Origin of the sequence: Streptomyces sp. NPDC006193, assembly GCF_040613915.1 — a bacterium.
Lineage (GTDB): Bacteria > Actinomycetota > Actinomycetes > Streptomycetales > Streptomycetaceae > Streptomyces.
In genome coordinates this window covers 254,909-271,664 of the sequence record NZ_JBEXTB010000002.1, presented here as the reverse complement: position 1 = coordinate 271,664, position 16,756 = coordinate 254,909, and the positions used below count along the sequence as shown (strand labels likewise).

Here is a 16,756-nt window from a genome sequence, read left to right as displayed (position 1 = left end):
GACACCACACCACTGGGACATCTCTCCATGCGCAAGAAGACATTGGCCGCGGCCGGGCTGCTCACCGCCGCCACCCTGGCCCTCTCCGCCTGCGGCGCCGGGGACGACGGCGACGCACCCGTCGCCGTGGTCTCGGGAGGCTCCTCGACCAAGGCCGCCACCGTCCTCGACCGGCCGTTCGAGAAGCCGGACCTGGTCCTCACCGACACCCACGGCAGGAAGTACGACCTCCGCAAGGAGACCAAGGGCCACCCGACCCTGGTCTACTTCGGGTACACGCACTGCCCCGACGTCTGCCCGGCGACGATGAGCAACATCGCCGTCGCCAAGAAGGCGCTGCCCGCGGCCGAGCGGAACGACCTCCGGGTCGTGTTCGTGACCACCGACCCGGGCCGCGACACCCCCGCCGAGCTGGGCAAGTGGCTCAAGGGCATCGACCCCCGGTTCATCGGCCTGACCGGCGACTTCGCCGCCGTGCAGCGCGGCGCCCGCTCCCTCGGCATCTCCGTGGAGCCGACGAAGAAGGACAGGAACGGCAAGCTCGTCTCCGTGCACGGCACCCAGGTCATCGCCTTCTCCCCGAAGACGGACGCCGGTTACGTCCTCTACGGCGAGGGCGCCACCGTCGACGACTACACCAGGGACCTGCCCAAGCTCGTCGAGGGGGCCAAGCCGTGAGGCGCCGGGCCGTCCTGGGCGCGGGCGCCCTCACCGGCGCCCTGGCCCTCGCCGGCTGCTCCGGCGCGGACTCCGGTGACGCCTCCGGCCCGGCGCGGCTGTCCGTCAGCGGCGCCTACATGCCCCAGCCGGTCTCCGCCGACATGGCCGCCGGTTTCCTGACCATCACCAACAAGGGAGGGACCCGGGACGAGCTGACCGCGGTCACGAGCGACGTCGCGGGCCGGGTCACCCTGCACAGCACGACCGGCGGCGCGATGACGGAGAAGTCCTCCTTCGCCGTGCCGGCCCACGGCCGTCTCGTGTTCGCCAGCGGCGGCAACCACCTGATGTTCGAGAGGCTGAAGCGTGCGCCGAAGCAGGGCCAGACGGTCTCCGTGAAGCTCACGTTCGCCGAGTCCGGTCCGCTCACCGTCGAGATGCCGGTGAGGTCCGCGACGTACCACCCGCCGACCGGCCACTGACCGAGGGATCACCGTGACCCGGACCACCACCCCCCGCCCGCGGATCCTGCTGCTGCTCTTCCTCGTCGTCGCCGGCGCGCTGCTGGCGGGCGCGGGACCGGCGTCCGCGCACGCGGCACTGACCGGCAGCGACCCGGCGCCGGGGGTGGTGGCCGACGAGGCGCCCACCCAGGTGTCGCTCACCTTCTCCGAGAAGGTGGCGCTCAACGACGACTCCGTGCGCGTGCTCGACCCGAAGGGCAGACCGGTCCAGACGGGCAGCCCCGCCAACGTCAGCGGGACGACGTACGCCGTCAAACTCGCCGGCGGCCTGGGCCGGGGCACCTACACCGTCGCCTACCAGGTCGTCTCCGCGGACAGCCATCCCGTCGCCGGCGCCTACACCTTCTCCGTCGGCGCGCCCTCGCCGACCGTCGTCTCCGGCGCCGGGCCGACGGCCGGCGGCGGAGCCGTGGGCGTGCTGTACGCCCTCGGGCGGTACGTGTCGTACGCCGGCTTCATCGTGCTCGCCGGCGGCGCGGCCTTCGTGCTCGCCTGCTGGCCGCGCGGCGCGGGCGTACGGCCGCTGCAGCGGCTGGTCACCGGCGGCTGGGTCGGGCTGACCGCGGCCACCCTGTGGCTGCTGCTCCTGCGCGGTTCCTACACCGGCTCGGGGAAGCTCGCCGACGTCTTCGACCTCGGCCTGCTCGGCCAGGTGCTGCAGACGAAGACCGGCGCCGCGCTGGTGTCCCGGCTGCTGCTGCTCGCCGCCGCCGCGCTGTTCGTCGCCGTCCTGTTCGGCGCCTACACCCGGCGGGAGGAGGAGGCGGAGAAACGCGACCTGACCTTCGGCCTCGCCATCGGCGGAACGGTCGTGGCGGCCGGGCTCGCCGCCGGCTGGGCGATGGCCGAGCACGCCTCCACCGGACTCCAGCCGGGGCTCGCCATGCCGGTGGACGTCGTCCATCTGCTGGCCGTCGCCGCCTGGCTGGGCGGCCTCACCGCCCTGCTGGTCGCCCTGTACCGGACGCCCGCCGACACCCCGGTCGAGGCCGCCGCGGTGCGCCGCTTCTCCCGTGTCGCCTTCGGCTCCGTCCTGGCACTCGTCGCCACCGGCGCCTACCAGTCCTGGCGGCAGCTCGGCTCCTGGTCGGCGTTCACCGACACCCGGTACGGGCAGCTGCTGCTGGCCAAGATCGGGCTGGTGGCGCTGCTGGTCGGCCTCGCGTCGGTCTCCCGGCGGTTCACGGCACGGCTGACCGACCCGGTCGCCGGCGCCGGGCACGCGGCGGAGGAGAAGGAGAAGGAGAAGGCGCAGGCCCGCGAGGAGCAGGCCACCGCCGCCTCCCGGACGACCGGCGGCGGCGACGGCAGCGGCGGCGGCGGTGCCGGTGGCGGCGAGAAGGACGCCGGGGACCCGGAGCGTGCCGCCCAGCTCGCCCGGCAGCGCGCGGCCGTGGAAGCCGCCCGGCGCAAGCGGCTGCGGGACGCCGACCCGCACCGCCTCGGCCTGCGCCGCTCGGTGCTCGCCGAGGCCGGCGTCGCCGTCGTGCTGCTCGCCGTCACCACCTGGCTGACGCAGACCGAGCCGGGCCGCACCGCACAGGAGGCCAGGCCCGCCGCGTCGTCGTCCGGCTCCGCCACCCCGGCGGCCGGTGCGCTCACCCTGGACATGCCGTTCGACACCGGCGGCGCCGACGGCAAGGGCGTCGTCAGCATCGACCTCGACCCCGCACGCGTGGGCGGCAACGAGATGCACGTCTACGTCCAGCGGTCCAACGGCCGGGCCTTCGACGTCCCGGAGGTGAAGGTCGCCTTCACCCTCGCCGCGAAGAAGATCGGCCCGCTTCCCGTGAGCCCCGACCACATCACCACCGGACACTGGGCGGCGAACGGGGTGCAGATCCCCGTGGCCGGCGACTGGAAGATCGCCGTCACGGTCCGCACCTCCGACGTCGACCAGGTGACCGTCTCCAAGAACGCGCAGATCGGCTGAACCAGCATGGCTGACCACACCCTCCCGCGGGCCCGTACGTCCGACGCGCCGCAGGCCGAACCGGCGGCCGGCGGCATCTCCCGGCGCGCCCTGCTCGGCACCGCCGGTGCGACGGGCCTCGCGCTCGGCGCGGCCGGCGCGGCCGTGGGGTACGCGGCCGCGCCCGCCCAGGCCACCCCGCTGAGCTCGCTGGGCGCCGGCCGGGCGATGTTTCACGGGAAACATCAGCCGGGCATCACCGACGCCCTGCAGGCCCGCGGCCACCTCATCGCCTTCGACCTGGCGCCGGGCGCGGGCCGCAGGGAGGCGACAGCCCTGCTGCGCCGCTGGTCGGCGACGGCCGAGCGGCTCATGGCGGGCGAGGCGGCCCCGCACGGCGACACCGGCGTGGCCCGGGACGCCGGGCCGTCCTCGCTGACGATCACCTTCGGCTTCGGGTACAGCTTCTTCGGCCGGACCGGCCTGGAGAAGCAGCGCCCCGGCGCCCTCGACCCGCTGCCGGACTTCTCCTCCGACCGCCTCGACAAGGCGCGCAGCGACGGCGACCTGTGGGTGCAGATCGGCGCAAACGACGCCCTGGTCGCCTTCCACGCCCTGCGCGCGATCCAGAAGGACGCGGGTTCGGCGGCTCGGGTGCGCTGGCAGATGAACGGCTTCAACCGCAGCCCGGGCGCCACCGCCCACCCCATGACGGCCCGCAACCTGATGGGCCAGGTCGACGGCACCCGCAACCCGAAGCCGGCCGACCCCGACTTCGACCGGAAGGTCTTCGTCCCCGCCACGGGCGAGCCCGCCTGGATGGCGAACGGCTCCTATGTCGTCGTCCGCCGGATCCGCATGCTGCTGGACGACTGGGAGAAGCTGTCGCTCGCCGCCCAGGAGCAGGTCATCGGGCGGCGCAAGGCCGACGGGGCGCCGCTGTCCGGCGGCGGCGAGACCACCGAGATGGACCTGGAGAAGACCGACGCCCACGGCGACTACGTCGTCCCGCTGAACGCGCACGCCCGGATCACCCGGCCCGACCGCAACGGCGGTGCGGCCATGCTGCGGCGCCCCTTCTCGTACCACGACGGCTTCGACCCGGACGGCACGCCCGACGCCGGTCTCCTGTTCATCTGCTGGCAGGCCGACCCGCTGCGCGGCTTCGTCCCGGTGCAGCGCAAGCTCGACCGGGGCGACGCGCTGTCCCGGTACATCCGCCACGAGGCCAGCGGGCTGTTCGCGGTGCCGGGCGGGGCGGCGAAGGGGGAGTACGTGGGGCAGCGGTTGCTGGAGGGGTGACCGTGCACGGAACGGCTGCCGCTCCTCTACCGGAGACAGCCACGCCGCACGGGGACGGACGGGTTCAAACCACTCGGTCGAGTGGCGCCCATGAGACACCGGCGCCGGGCGGCCGTGCGGCCATTAGGGTGAGGGCATGCCAGCGAGCTATGCCTATCTCGGCCCGGAGGGCACCTTCACGGAAGTCGCCCTGCGCAGGCTTCCGGAGGCGGCGACCCGGGAGCTGATCCCGTACGTGTCGGTGCAGTCCGCGCTGGACGCGGTGCGGGCCGGCGAGGCCGAGGCCGCGTTCGTGCCGATCGAGAACTCCGTCGAGGGCGGGATCACCACCACCCTGGACGAGCTGGTCGCCGGCGAACCGCTGACGATCTACCGCGAGGTGCTGCTGTCCATCACCTTCGCGCTGCTGGTCCGGCCGGGCACGCGGCTCGCGGACGTCAAGACCGTCTCCGCCCACCCCGCAGCCCAGCCGCAGGTGCGCAACTGGCTGCGCACGAACCTCCCGGACGCGGTCTGGGAGTCGGCCGCCTCCAACGCGGACGCCGCACGCCTGGTGCAGGAGGGCCGCTACGACGCCGCCTTCGCCGGCGAGTTCGCCGCCGCCCGGTACGGCCTGGAGGCGCTGGAGACCGGCATCCACGACGCGGAGAACGCCCAGACGCGGTTCGTGCTGGTCGGCCGTCCGGCCCGGCCCGCCGCGCCGACCGGGGCCGACAAGACCTCGGTGGTGCTGTGGCAGCGGGACGACCACCCCGGCGCCCTGCGCGACCTGCTCGGCGAGTTCGCCTCGCGCGGCATCAACCTCATGCTGCTGCAGTCCCGGCCGACCGGCGCCGGCATCGGCAACTACTGCTTCTGCATCGACGCCGAGGGCCATATCTCCGACCGGCGGATGGCGGAGGCGCTGACCGGCCTGAAGCGCATCTGCCTCCAGGTGCGGTTCCTGGGTTCCTATCCGCGCGCGGACATCGCCCCGGACGCGGTGCGGCCGGCGCTGCCGGGGACGTCGGACGAGGAGTTCATGGCGGCGGCGGACTGGGTGGCCCGCTGCCAGGACGGCCGCTTCTAGCCGGTCGTACCTGCATACGAACGTTATCCACAGAAGTTATCCACAGGTTCCCTTCTCGATCTGGGGACAAGTCGACAGGCGAGCCTCGCCGGATCGACACATCGGCCGGCGAGCCCCGACCCCGGCCACCGTCCCCGGTCTCGCCTTTCGTCCACCCGTTTCCTTGAGTTCATCTTTTGGGGCGAGCGTTTTCCACCCGAAGGTGGGTGTCGAGGGGGTTTGGGCCGGGAATTCTCCAGCCGGTCCGAGGTTTGCGGAGTGATCAATTCCGAAGTCCACAGATCTTCCACACAGCCTGTGGATAACCTCTCGGCCGGTGTGGATCTCTGTGGACAACCGGACCGCCAAATCCCGTTCGCCCCACGGGAGTCCGGTCAACCGGACGCCCGCCGCGTGCTCCGTACCAGGGACGGGGACACTTTTCCTTGACCGGCGCCGACACGCACTGCGGGCATGCACCGACGCGCGCACTGACACACACGGCAATAGGGGCACAACCGAACGTAAACCGCGCATCGGAACACCCGGAATAGTGATTCGTGAGCGGCGACCGCGCACCGGTAGCCTTGGCCACGTGATTGACCTTCGCCTGCTCCGTGAGGACCCCGACCGTGTGCGCGCGTCCCAGCGCGCCCGTGGAGAGGACGTCGCGCTCGTCGACGCCCTGCTCTCCGCCGACGAGCGGCGCAGGTCCTCCGGCGTCCGCTTCGACGAGCTGCGCGCCGAGCAGAAGCAGCTCGGCAAGCTGATCCCCAAGGCCGCCGGCGAGGAGAAGGCGGAGCTGCTCAAGCGCGCCGAGCAGCTGAAGGCGGACGTCAAGGCCGCCGACGCCGAGCGGGACGCCGCCGACGCCGAGACCCAGGAGCTGCTGCTGCGGCTCGGCAACCTCGTCCACCCCGACGTGCCCGTCGGCGGCGAGGAGGACTTCGTCACGCTGGAGACGCACGGCACGATCCGCGACTTCGCCGCCGAGGGCTTCGAGCCCCGGGACCACCTGGAGATCGGCCAGCTGCTCGGCGCGATCGACGTCGAGCGCGGCGCCAAGGTCTCCGGCTCCCGCTTCTACTTCCTCACCGGCGTCGGCGCGCTGCTGGAGCTGGCCCTGGTGAACGCGGCGATGGCCCAGGCCACCGCGGCCGGCTTCACGCCGATGCTCACCCCGGCGCTGGTCCGCCCGCAGTCCATGGCGGGCACCGGCTTCCTCGGCCAGGCCGCCCAGGACGTCTACCACCTCGACAAGGACGACCTGTACCTGGTCGGCACCTCCGAGGTGCCGCTGGCGGCCTACCACATGGACGAGATCCTCGACGCCGACAAGCTGCCCCTGCGCTACGCGGGCTTCTCGCCCTGCTTCCGCCGCGAGGCCGGCTCGCACGGCAAGGACACGCGGGGCATCTTCCGCGTGCACCAGTTCGACAAGGTCGAGATGTTCTCCTACGTCGCCCCCGAGGACTCGCAGGCGGAGCACAAGCGCCTGCTGGAGTGGGAGAAGCAGTGGCTGACCTCGCTGGAGCTGCCGTTCCGCGTCATCGACGTCGCCTCCGGTGACCTCGGCTCCTCGGCGGCCCGCAAGTTCGACTGCGAGGCGTGGATCCCGACCCAGGGCAAGTACCGCGAGCTGACCTCGACCTCGGACTGCACCGAGTTCCAGTCCCGCCGCCTGTCGATCCGGGTCCGCGACGGCAAGCAGGTCAAGCCGCTCGCCACCCTCAACGGCACGCTGTGCGCCGTGCCGCGCACCATCGTGGCGATCCTGGAGAACCACCAGCAGGCCGACGGCTCCGTCCGGGTCCCCGAGGTGCTGCGCCCGTACCTGGGCGGCCGGGAGGTCCTGGAGCCGGTGACCCGGTGAGCTTCCCTTACGGGCTCATCGCCACCGATCTGGACGGCACGCTGCTGCGCTCCGACGAGTCGGTCTCGCGGCGCACCCGTGACGCGCTCGCCGCGGCCGGCGCGGCGGGTGCCGCGCACATCGTCGTCACCGGCCGCGCGGCCCCCCGGACCCGGCACATACTCGACGACCTCGGCTACGACGGCCTCGCCGTCTGCGGCCAGGGCGCCCAGGTGTACGACGCCGGGGCCCACCGCCTGCTGACCTCGGTCACCCTGGACCGGCAGCTGGCGGGCGTGGCCCTGGCCAAGATCGAGGCCGAGGTCGGTCCGCTGTACCTGGCGGCCAGCCGGGACGGCCTCGACGGCGACGTGCTGGTGGGCCCGGGGTACGCGCTGACCGGCAAGCTCCCCGGCACCCCGCTGCAGGACGTGTCCGACCTCTGGTCGGCTCCCCTGAACAAGATCTACATACAGCATCCGACGCTGGGCGACGACGAGCTGGCTGCCGTCGCCCGGCAGGCGGCCGGCGGTTTCGTCTCGGTGGCCATGGCGGGCGCCGGCGTCGTGGAACTGCTCCCGCTCGGCCTGTCGAAGGCCACGGGCCTGTCGCTCGCCGCCCGCCGGCTGGGGCTGAAGGCCGCCGACACGATCGCCTTCGGCGACATGCCCAACGACGTCCCGATGTTCGCCTGGGCCTCGCGGGGCGTGGCCATGGCCAACGCCCACGAGGAACTGAAGTCGGTGGCCGACGAGGTCACGGTCTCCAACGAGGAGGACGGCATCGCCGTGGTCCTGGAGCGGCTGCTGAGCTGAACGCACCGGCCGACCCCGGCGGTTGCCACCCTCGGCGGTCGTGCCATCAGCCGAGTACGGCCTCGACTCGCGCGACCGCGCAGCGCTCGCACGGCGCTGCGGCATCGGCTCTTGGCCGCGGCGCGGCTGCTGTGGGCCTGATACGCCGTCCTGCCGCTCACGCGCCCGTCTCCTCGCCCAGCGGACGCCACCGAACACTCCCGGCGGACGGGGCGCGGCCACTCCGCCCTGCCGCCGAGTCGTGCGCCGTCGAAGGACCGGGGACCGGGGTCCGCCACCGGCGACGCCACCGGCGCCGGCGCGCCCTGCCGAAGCACCGGCCCGCGGGCGGTTCGTCGGACCGCCACGGCTGCGGCTCCGGCGCCTCGGCGCGCCGACGCGCGGCGCGCATCCGGGCTCGGGCGGACGACTCGGAGGCCCCGGCGGCCCGGACGAACGCCTCGTCCAGGACCGGAGTGTTCGCGGCGTCGGGGGCGGGATCGCCCGCCCCGGCCGGGACCGCGCCGCCGGCCCGGTCCGGGGCCGGTGCGTCCGCCCCGGCCGGTGCGGGCACGCCACGGGCGCCACCGCAGGAGTGCGCCCGTCCGTCGTGCTGCGGTGTGTCCACGGCCGTCCGCGGCCTCCCGCCGTCGCTTCGCCGGGGCGTCCCTCGCCCGGGGCCGGTCCGCCCGCGCCGTGGTGAAGACCCCGTCGAAGCCGCCGCGGGGCCGCGTCCGCTACTCCTCGCCCGCCAGCGTCAGCGTGCGGAGCTTCTGGCCGGCGTACCAGGTGGCGAGCGCGGTGACCGCCACCAGCAGCACCGTGGCCGTCGTCAAGCCCACGTCGGAGGTCACCAGATCACCGCCGGCGACCTGGTGGGCGACCGCCAGCGACCACTGCTGGACGCTCAGCGTGCGCGCGCCCGGCACCAGGGAGCCGAACAGCGCCTCCCACACCAGGGCGTAGACCAGCCCGAGGACCACCGCGTGCCGGGAGACCGTGCCGAGCAGCAGGAACAGCGCCGAGTAGGCGATGGAGGACACGAGTGCGGCGACCGTGTAGGCGACGGCGATCTGCTGGCCGTTGCCGTTCAGGATCAGCCCCGCGATCATCGTCGGCACCGCCGAGAAGACCATGGTCACGGCGATGGCGACGATCAGCTTGGTGAAGATGATCGTCGGCCGCTTGAGCGGCTTGGACAGCAGGTAGACGACGGAGCCGTCGTCGATCTCCGGGCCGATCGCGCCCGTCCCGGCGATCACGCCGATGATCGGCACCATCGTGGCCAGGGCGAAGCCCCCGAGGACGTCGGCCGCCGTCTGGTCGTCGGCTCCGGTCAGGCCGCGTACGGCCACGGAGATCACGATGAGCAGCAGCGGCAGCGCGCCGAGGATGAGGGCCCGGCGCCGGCCGAGCAGGGCCCGGTAGGTGAGCCGGGCGACGGTGGGGTCGTACATCTTCGGCCTCCTACGCCGCGACCAGGTACGAGAAGACTGACTCCAGGGACTCGTCGGACGGCGAGACCGTGAGCAGCCGGATGCCGTGGTCCCTGGCGACCTTCGGCAGCAGGGCGGTGAAGCGGCCGAAGTCGACGGCCTGGATGCGCAGCGCGCCCTCGGCGTGGTCGACCTCGATGCCGGACGTCGACGGGTCGGCGATCAGCGCGGCCGCGAGGGCGCGGTCGTCGCTGGAGCGCACCAGGTAGCGGTGCGGGCGGTCGGTCATCAGGCGGCGGATGCGGCGGAAGTCGCCGCTGGCCGCGTGCCGTCCGGCGACGACGACCTCGATGTGCCGGGCGAGCTGCTCGACCTCCTCGAGGATGTGCGAGGAGAACAGCACCGTGCGGCCCTCGTCGCCCATCTTCCGCAGCAGGTCCATGAGCTGCATGCGCTGGCGCGGGTCCATGCCGTTGAACGGCTCGTCCAGCAGGAGCAGCGACGGGTCGTGCACGAGGGCGCTGGCCATCTTCACCCGCTGCCGCATGCCCTTGGAGTACGTGGAGATCTTCCGGTCCTGCGCGTACTCCATCTCCACCGTGGCGAGGGCGCGCCGGGCGGCCTCGGCGCCGAGGCCGTGCAGTTCGGCGTTGGCGACGACGAACTCCCGGCCGGTGAGGAAGTCGTACATCGCCTCCCGCTCGGGGACGATGCCGATGTGCCGGTAGACGGCCTCGTTGCGCCACACCGGCTGCCCGTCGAGGGTGACGGTGCCGGTGGAGGGGGCGAGGAAGCCGCCCATCATGTTGATCAGGGTGGACTTCCCGGCGCCGTTGGGGCCGAGCAGGCCGGTGACGCCGGGGCCGATGGTCATGGTGATGTCGTTGACGGCGACCACGTTGCCGAACCAGCGGGAGACGTGGTCGAGGCTGAGGGTCGTCACAGTCCCACCTTCTTGTAGCGGCGGTCGAGGATGCCGTAGCAGGCGGCGCTCAGGCCCAGGACGAACAGGACGTAGACCACGCCCTGGCCGCTGGACGGGCCGGTCCCGCCGGGGAAGGCGGAGTCGCCGCCGAGGAAGGCGGACTGCACGCCGTCGATCAGGGTGACCGGCGAGAACAGGCCGATCCACGGGACGGCGTCGCTGCTGCCCTGGACGTCGGCGATCGCCTGCAGCGTGGAGACCGCGCCGTAGGAGATGGTCAGCACGGCGATCACGGCGGCGATGCCGAAGCCGCGCCGCGGGGTGAAGGCGGCGATGACCAGGCCGATGCCGGCGAAGAGCAGTGAGAGCAGAGCCACGGAGACCAGTCCCTGGGCGAATTCCTTGGTCTGGTGGGCGAAGCCCATCTTGGACAGCAGCGCGCCCGCGTACATCACGACCAGCGGCGCGCCGGTGAGGACGAACAGCGCCGAGGCGAGCGCCGCGAACTTGGCGCGGACGTAGTCGGCGCTCTCGATGGGCCGCGAGAAGTACAGCGGCACGGTCTTGAAACGCAGGTCGCGGGAGACCGCCTGGGGGGCCTGCGAGGCGACGTACAGGCTGATGACGGCCTGCATGACGATCGCGTAGCGGGTGTAGGACACCGGCAGTTCGTGCGCCTTGGTGGCGACGGCGACGGCCACCATGATGGCGGCGGGCACGCACATCACCGCGAACAGCAGCATCGGCAGCACCTTGGACTTCACCGAGCGGCCGAGACCGTAGGCGCCGCGCAGGGACTGCGAGTACAGCGAGCGGCGGGCGTAGGCGCGGCCCAGGCGCGGGCCGTCGTAGCCGCGGTAGCCGATGTCGTGGATGCGGGTCTGCTCGCCGGCGGGTGCCGCCGGGGGATGCTCAACCGCCATGGCCGGCGGCCTCCTTCCGCTGGTCGTCGCTGCCGTGTCCGCCGGCGGCGGCGAACACCTCGGAGATGTGGTGCCGGCGCTGCTCCATGCGCACCAGGCCGAGGCCGAGGTCGGCGACCACGTCCCGGACGAGGTCGTACGTCTCCTCACCGGTGGCGGTCAGCAGCAGGATGTGTCCGGCGCCGGGCAGGCCGCCGGCCTCCGCCCGGGTGTCCACCCCGCGGGCCCGCAGGGCCTCGCGGAGGGCGCGGGTGCCGTCGGGGTGGGCGTCGCTGTCGGTGACCTCGATCGCGAGGGTGGTCGTGGTCTGCGTGAAGTCGGTGGTGGAGCTGGCCCGCAGGAGTTTGCCGCCGTCGATGACGACGACGTGGTCGCAGGTGCGTTCCAGCTCGCCCAGCAGGTGGGAGGTGACCAGGACCGAGATGCCGAAGTCGGTGTGGACGCGGCGGATCAGGCCGAGCATCTCGTCGCGGCCGACCGGGTCCAGGCCGTTGGTCGGCTCGTCCAGGAGGACCAGCTGCGGGTCGTGGACCAGCGCCTGGGCGAGCTTCACCCGCTGCTTCATGCCGGTGGAGTAGCCGCCGATGGGGCGGTAGCGCTCCTCGTACAGACCGACGTGGCGCAGGGTGTCCGCGGTGCGCTCGCGGGCGGCCGTGGGAGGCAGTCCGGACATGCGGGCCATGTGGACGACGAACTCGGTGGCCGAGACGTCCGGCGGCAGGCAGTCGTGCTCCGGCATGTACCCGACGCGCTCCCGGATGGCGGCGCCCTTGGTGGCGACGTCGAGGCCGAGCACCTCGGCGCGGCCCTCCGTGGCGGGGGACAGGCCCAGCAGGATCTTGATGAGGGTGGACTTGCCGGCGCCGTTGGCCCCGACGAGTCCGGTCACACCGGGTCCGATGTCCACGGACAGCCGGTCGAGCGCGGTCACCCGGGGGAACCGCTTGCTCAGGCTTTCGGTCGCGATCACAGTCACGCATCAGACGGTAGTGATCCGGGACACGCCCGTCGTCAGACCTCAGACCGTTCGCTCGTCAGACCCAGGTAGTACGGGACCCTGAGCGATCCCCACCCGAGGGGGGCCGTGGCGCCGGACGGCCGCGGTTCCCCGGCCCCCGCTCCCCGCTGTCGGCGCCCCTCCCACGACTGCCGCATGCACCGGTGTCGGGTCCCCCTGCCGTGGTACGGGACGGGGGGCGGGACGCGATGCCCGGGGGCGGTCCCGACCGGGGGGGCGTTCCGACCGGGGGGCGTTCCGACCGGGGGGCGTTCCGACCGGGGGGCGTTCCGACGGCACGACGAGGCGCCGCACGGGCGGGCGCCGGGGCGGAGGAGACGTGAGGCTGGAAGGTGCGCGCGAACGCCGGGTGCACACCGGCGGTGTGGAGCTGTGCGTGTCCGAGCTGGGCGACCCGGAGCGGCCCACGGTGATCCTGGTGCACGGCTACCCGGACAGCAAAGAGGTCTGGTCCGAGGTCGCGGCGCGCCTCGCCGGCCGCTTCCACGTCGTGCTCTACGACGTCCGGGGCCACGGTCGCTCCACGGCGCCCCGGCCGCTGCGGGGCGGCTTCACCCTCGCGAAGCTCACCGACGACTTCCTGGCCGTGGCGGACGCGGTCAGCCCGGACCGGCCGGTGCACCTCGTCGGGCACGACTGGGGCTCCGTGCAGGCCTGGGAGTTCGTCACGGTCGACCGGACGGAGGGCCGCATCGCCTCCTTCACCTCGATGTCCGGGCCGTCCCTGGACCACTTCGGGCACTGGATCAGGGCGCGCGTGAGACGCCCGACGCCCCGCCGGGCCGCACAGCTGCTCCGCCAGGGCGCCAGGTCCTGGTACGTCTGCCTGCTGCACGTCCCGGTCCTGCCGGAGCTGGCCTGGCGCGGACCGCTCGGCAGACGCTGGCCGGGGATCCTGGCGCGGACCGAGGGGATCCGGGACGGCGGCCACCCGGCCGCCTCCCTCCCCGCCGACGCGGCGCACGGCGCCTGGCTGTACCGGGACAACGTCCGCGCCCGGCTGCGCAGGCCCCGCCCGGACGCGTACGCACACGTGCCCGTGCAGCTCATCACGCCCCAGGGAGACCCGTTCCTCTCGCAGCGTCTGTACGACGACCTGGACCGTTGGGCCCCGCGGCTGACCCGCCGCACACTGCCGGCGGGTCACTGGATCCCGCGCACCCACCCCGACCGGGTGGCCTCCTGGATCGCGGACTTCGTCCGGTCGGTCGAGGACGGCCGGCCCGCGCCGTCGCCGTGAACCGCGACGCCGGGGCGGCGGACGTGCCGGTCGACAACGCGGGCATCGGCCTGTCCGGTTCGTTCCCCGTCACGACGGCCGACGACTGGCGCGAGGTCCTGGACGCCGACCTGCGGGGCGTGATCCGCGGCTGCCGCCTCTTCGGCGCGCGCATGGCCGAGCACGGCCGGGGCGGTCACGTCGTCACCCTCGCCTCCGCCGCGGCCTGCCGGCCCTCCCGCGCCCAGCCGGCCTACGGCGCCCTCGAGGCGGCGGTGTCGGTGACCTTGATAGACACGGTTCGCGCATCTGCTGTCCCGGTTCCTGCCGTGGGCGTCGAGGAGGCTCGCCCGGACGGAGCCGGGGTGGTGAGCACGGCTCCCGCCCACCGTGCGGGGCGCCTCGGCCTGCCGGTTGTCCACAGCTTCGCCCCCCACGCTGTGGATAACGACGCTCCTCTGTGGATCAAACCTGCGGACGAGAACAAGCTGCGTGATCCGCGTCTCTCCGCCGCCCCGCGCTTCCCCGGCCCCGGCGCCCCCGGCGGGGCCGTCCGGCACGATCGGCGGCATGGGGCACCCCTCTGAGCACCTGCCGTCCACCGAGGCCGCCGTCACCGCCCTGCGCGCCCTGGCCGCCCGCCACGCCCGCGAGATCGAGGTGACCCATGACATCGGCGCCGACCGGACGTCCCGCCGCAGCGCCGCGGGCGCCGGCGTCACCACGGACCCCGACGGCTCCCTCCCGCACGAGGCCTACGTCGAGTTCGGCGGCGTCCCGCGGGTGAGCGTGCGGCTCCACCCGGAGGGCGACGCGCTGATCACCGTCGAGGGCGTCGAGTGCCCGGACGTGCCGCGGGACGACGTGCCCGCGTTCGTCCGCTCCCTCTTCGACGGCCTCGCCCACGTCCGGGCCCGCCGGTTCCCGCCGGCCCACCATCTGGTGGTGCCGCTGCCCGGCGACCGCGCGCACCGCGAGCACCTCTCGGCGTTCACACTCACCCCGTGGCTGCTCGGCCGCGTACGGTGACCGCTTCGTCCCCGGCCGGCGGGGCCGCTTAGTCTCGGTCGCATGAGTCTGCGTCTGAGCACCGTGATCCTGCCCCACCGCCGTTGGAACGAAGGCGGCCGTTCGGCCTGGGTGCGGGCCGAGCAGCTCGGCTTCCACACCGCGTACACCTACGACCACCTGTCCTGGCGCAGCTTCCGCGACGGCCCCTGGTTCGGCGCCGTCCCGACCCTGACCGCGGCTGCGGCGGCCACCGACCGGATGCGCCTCGGCACGCTGGTCACCTCGCCGAACTTCCGCCACCCGGTGACCCTCGCCAAGGAGCTGATCTCCCTCGACGACATCTCCGGCGGCCGGATCACCCTCGGCATCGGCGCCGGCGGCACCGGCTTCGACGCGACCGCCCTCGGCCAGGAGCCCTGGAGCCCGCGCGAGCGCGCCGACCGGTTCGCGGAGTTCGTGCCGCTGCTCGACCGGCTGCTCACCGAGGACGCGGTGTCGTACGAGGGCCGGTTCTACTCGGCGCACGAGGCCCGGAACATACCGGGGTGCGTCCAACGGCCCCGGCTGCCCTTCGCGGTCGCGGCCACCGGCCCGCGCGGCCTGAAGCTCGCCGCGCGGCACGGCCAGGCCTGGGTGACCACCGGTGACCCGAAGCTGTACGACAGCGGCACCCCGGAACAGTCCATCGACGCCCTGCGCGCGCAGATCGGCAAGCTGTCCGAGGCGTGCGCCGCCGCCGGGCGGGACGTGACCGAGCTGGACAAGGTGCTGCTCACCGGCTTCACCCCGGACCGGGGACGGCCGCTGCGCTCCCTGGACGCCTTCGTGGACTTCGCCGGCCGCCACCGTGAGCTGGGCTTCACCGAGATCGTGATCCACTGGCCGATCCCGGACTCCGACTTCGCCGCGGACGAGAAGGTCTTCGAGCGCATCGCCATGGAGGCGCCGTCCCAGCTGGCCTGAGCGCTGCGGAGGTGGAGCGGGCGGCCGTGCTGCGGGATTCCGGGTGCTCGTCGAGGGCGCTCGGATGCCGGTGACGGCGGCGTTCGTGTGCCGGTGACGGCGGCGTCCGGGTGCCGGTGACGGCGGCGTCCGGGTGCTCGTCGAGGGCGTCCGGGCCCGGTGCGCCCGGCCGTGACGGCGCCCGCTGCGTCCGGGCCCTGGCCTCATCTGCGCGGGCCTCCGCACGGCCGTGCGGGCATATGCGCGAGAATGGAGGGGTGACCTCAGCGACCGAACAGCCCGGGACCCCGTCCGCCGCCCTACCGCCGCGGCTGATCGCCACCGACCTCGACGGCACTCTGCTGCGCGACGACAAGACGGTCTCCCCGCGGACCGTGGCCGCGCTGGCAGCCGCCGAGGAGGCCGGCATCGAGGTCTTCTTCGTCACCGGCCGGCCGGCCCGCTGGATGGACGTGGTCAGCGAACACGTGCACGGCCACGGCCTGGCGATCTGCGGCAACGGAGCCGCCGTGGTCGACCTGCACGGCGGACCCGGCGCCCACCGGTTCGTGAAGGTGCGCGAGCTGACCCGGCGCAACGCCCTCGACGCCGTACGGCTGCTGCGCGAGGCGGCCCCCGGCACGGTGTTCGCGGTCGAGCAGACCTACGGCTTCCACCAGGAGCCGGACTATCCGAAGCTGCACATGGAGATACCGGACACCCTCCTGCCCGCCGAGGAGCTGCTCGCGCCCGACGGCCCCGACGCCGACCAGCCCGTGCTGAAGATCCTCGCCTACCACCCCTCTCTGGACCCCGACGCCTTCCTGACCCTGGCCCGCCTCGCCGTCGGCGACCACGCCAACGTCACCCGATCCAGCCCCAGCGCGCTGCTGGAGCTCAGCGGCCCGGGCGTCTCCAAGGCCAGCACCCTGGCCCTGTGCTGCGCGGAGCGCGGCATCTCGCACGAGGAGGTCGTGGCCTTCGGGGACATGCCCAACGACGTCGAGATGCTGACCTGGGCCGGCCAGTCGTACGCGATGGGCAACGCCCATCCGGACGTCGTCGCCGCCGCCTCGGGCCGCACGGTCGCCAACAACGACGACGGTGTGGCCGTGGTGATCGAGAAACTGCTCGCGAACCGCACCGGGTGACACCCCGCTGCCCGGGCGGATGAGTCCGCGGCTCCCGTC

At 73.4% G+C, this 16,756-nt stretch carries 14 protein-coding genes and 2 pseudogenes; 11 read left to right on the top strand and 5 right to left on the bottom strand.

All coding sequences use genetic code 11. The features are described 5' to 3' along the window. Positions 1–27 precede the first annotated feature (27 nt). The 7 genes from ABZ261_RS03125 (at position 28) to ABZ261_RS03095 (ending at position 8,113) form a co-directional block, all read left to right on the top strand. The gene (locus ABZ261_RS03125; RefSeq protein WP_356854825.1) at positions 28–678 is read left to right on the top strand and encodes an SCO family protein; all 651 of its coding nucleotides are present in this window, start codon (positions 28–30) and stop codon (positions 676–678) included. Then, on the top strand, positions 675–1,142 hold the full coding sequence (locus ABZ261_RS03120) for a copper chaperone PCu(A)C (protein ID WP_356854824.1): 468 nt from the start codon (positions 675–677) through the stop codon (positions 1,140–1,142). Before ABZ261_RS03125 ends, ABZ261_RS03120 begins: the two co-directional genes overlap by 4 nt. 13 nt (positions 1,143–1,155) lie before the next feature. Beyond that, entirely contained in the window at positions 1,156–3,117 is a 1,962-nt protein-coding gene (locus ABZ261_RS03115) for a copper resistance protein CopC (protein WP_356854823.1), read from the top strand. 6 nt (positions 3,118–3,123) lie between these two features. After that, entirely contained in the window at positions 3,124–4,398 is a 1,275-nt protein-coding gene (gene efeB / locus ABZ261_RS03110) for an iron uptake transporter deferrochelatase/peroxidase subunit (protein WP_356854822.1), read from the top strand. A 136-nt stretch (positions 4,399–4,534) separates the two neighbouring features. After that, positions 4,535–5,467 (top strand): prephenate dehydratase, encoded by a 933-nt coding sequence (gene pheA, locus ABZ261_RS03105; protein ID WP_356854821.1) that lies wholly within the window; start codon positions 4,535–4,537, stop codon positions 5,465–5,467. A gap of 574 nt (positions 5,468–6,041) precedes the next feature. After that, positions 6,042–7,319, top strand: a complete 1,278-nt coding sequence (gene serS, locus ABZ261_RS03100; protein WP_356854820.1) for a serine--tRNA ligase — start codon at positions 6,042–6,044, stop codon at positions 7,317–7,319. Beyond that, on the top strand, positions 7,316–8,113 hold the full coding sequence (locus ABZ261_RS03095; protein ID WP_356854819.1) for an HAD-IIB family hydrolase: 798 nt from the start codon (positions 7,316–7,318) through the stop codon (positions 8,111–8,113). Before serS ends, ABZ261_RS03095 begins: the two co-directional genes overlap by 4 nt. 277 nt (positions 8,114–8,390) lie before the next feature. On the opposite strand, the pseudogene ABZ261_RS03090 reads toward ABZ261_RS03095, so the two are convergent. The 5 genes and pseudogenes from ABZ261_RS03090 to ABZ261_RS03070 all read right to left on the bottom strand — a co-directional run. Next, a pseudogene (locus ABZ261_RS03090) lies at positions 8,391–8,666 on the bottom strand (hypothetical protein); the annotation flags it as partial. A 163-nt stretch (positions 8,667–8,829) separates the two neighbouring features. Continuing rightward, positions 8,830–9,549 (bottom strand): ABC transporter permease, encoded by a 720-nt coding sequence (locus tag ABZ261_RS03085; protein ID WP_356854818.1) that lies wholly within the window; start codon positions 9,547–9,549, stop codon positions 8,830–8,832. 10 nt (positions 9,550–9,559) lie between these two features. Continuing rightward, positions 9,560–10,471 (bottom strand): ABC transporter ATP-binding protein, encoded by a 912-nt coding sequence (locus ABZ261_RS03080; RefSeq protein WP_356854817.1) that lies wholly within the window; start codon positions 10,469–10,471, stop codon positions 9,560–9,562. Continuing rightward, positions 10,468–11,376, bottom strand: coding sequence for an ABC transporter permease (locus ABZ261_RS03075; protein ID WP_356854816.1), 909 nt, complete (start codon positions 11,374–11,376; stop codon positions 10,468–10,470). The genes ABZ261_RS03080 and ABZ261_RS03075 overlap by 4 nt, the downstream gene beginning before the upstream one ends. Beyond that, positions 11,366–12,346, bottom strand: coding sequence for an ABC transporter ATP-binding protein (locus ABZ261_RS03070; protein WP_356854950.1), 981 nt, complete (start codon positions 12,344–12,346; stop codon positions 11,366–11,368). The genes ABZ261_RS03075 and ABZ261_RS03070 overlap by 11 nt, the downstream gene beginning before the upstream one ends. Before the next feature lie 367 nt (positions 12,347–12,713). Between ABZ261_RS03070 and ABZ261_RS03065 the strand changes: the two are divergent. The 4 genes and pseudogenes from ABZ261_RS03065 to ABZ261_RS03050 all read left to right on the top strand — a co-directional run. Continuing rightward, positions 12,714–13,921: pseudogene (locus ABZ261_RS03065) on the top strand (alpha/beta fold hydrolase); the annotation flags it as partial. Positions 13,922–14,183: 262 nt separating this feature from the next. Further along, positions 14,184–14,642 carry a hypothetical protein gene (locus tag ABZ261_RS03060; RefSeq protein WP_356854815.1) on the top strand — a complete coding sequence of 153 codons (459 nt, stop codon included), beginning with the start codon at positions 14,184–14,186 and terminating at the stop codon, positions 14,640–14,642. A gap of 42 nt (positions 14,643–14,684) precedes the next feature. Further along, positions 14,685–15,587, top strand: coding sequence for an LLM class flavin-dependent oxidoreductase (locus tag ABZ261_RS03055; RefSeq protein WP_356854814.1), 903 nt, complete (start codon positions 14,685–14,687; stop codon positions 15,585–15,587). A gap of 239 nt (positions 15,588–15,826) precedes the next feature. Continuing rightward, positions 15,827–16,717 (top strand): Cof-type HAD-IIB family hydrolase, encoded by an 891-nt coding sequence (locus tag ABZ261_RS03050; RefSeq protein ID WP_356854813.1) that lies wholly within the window; start codon positions 15,827–15,829, stop codon positions 16,715–16,717. Positions 16,718–16,756 lie beyond the last annotated feature (39 nt).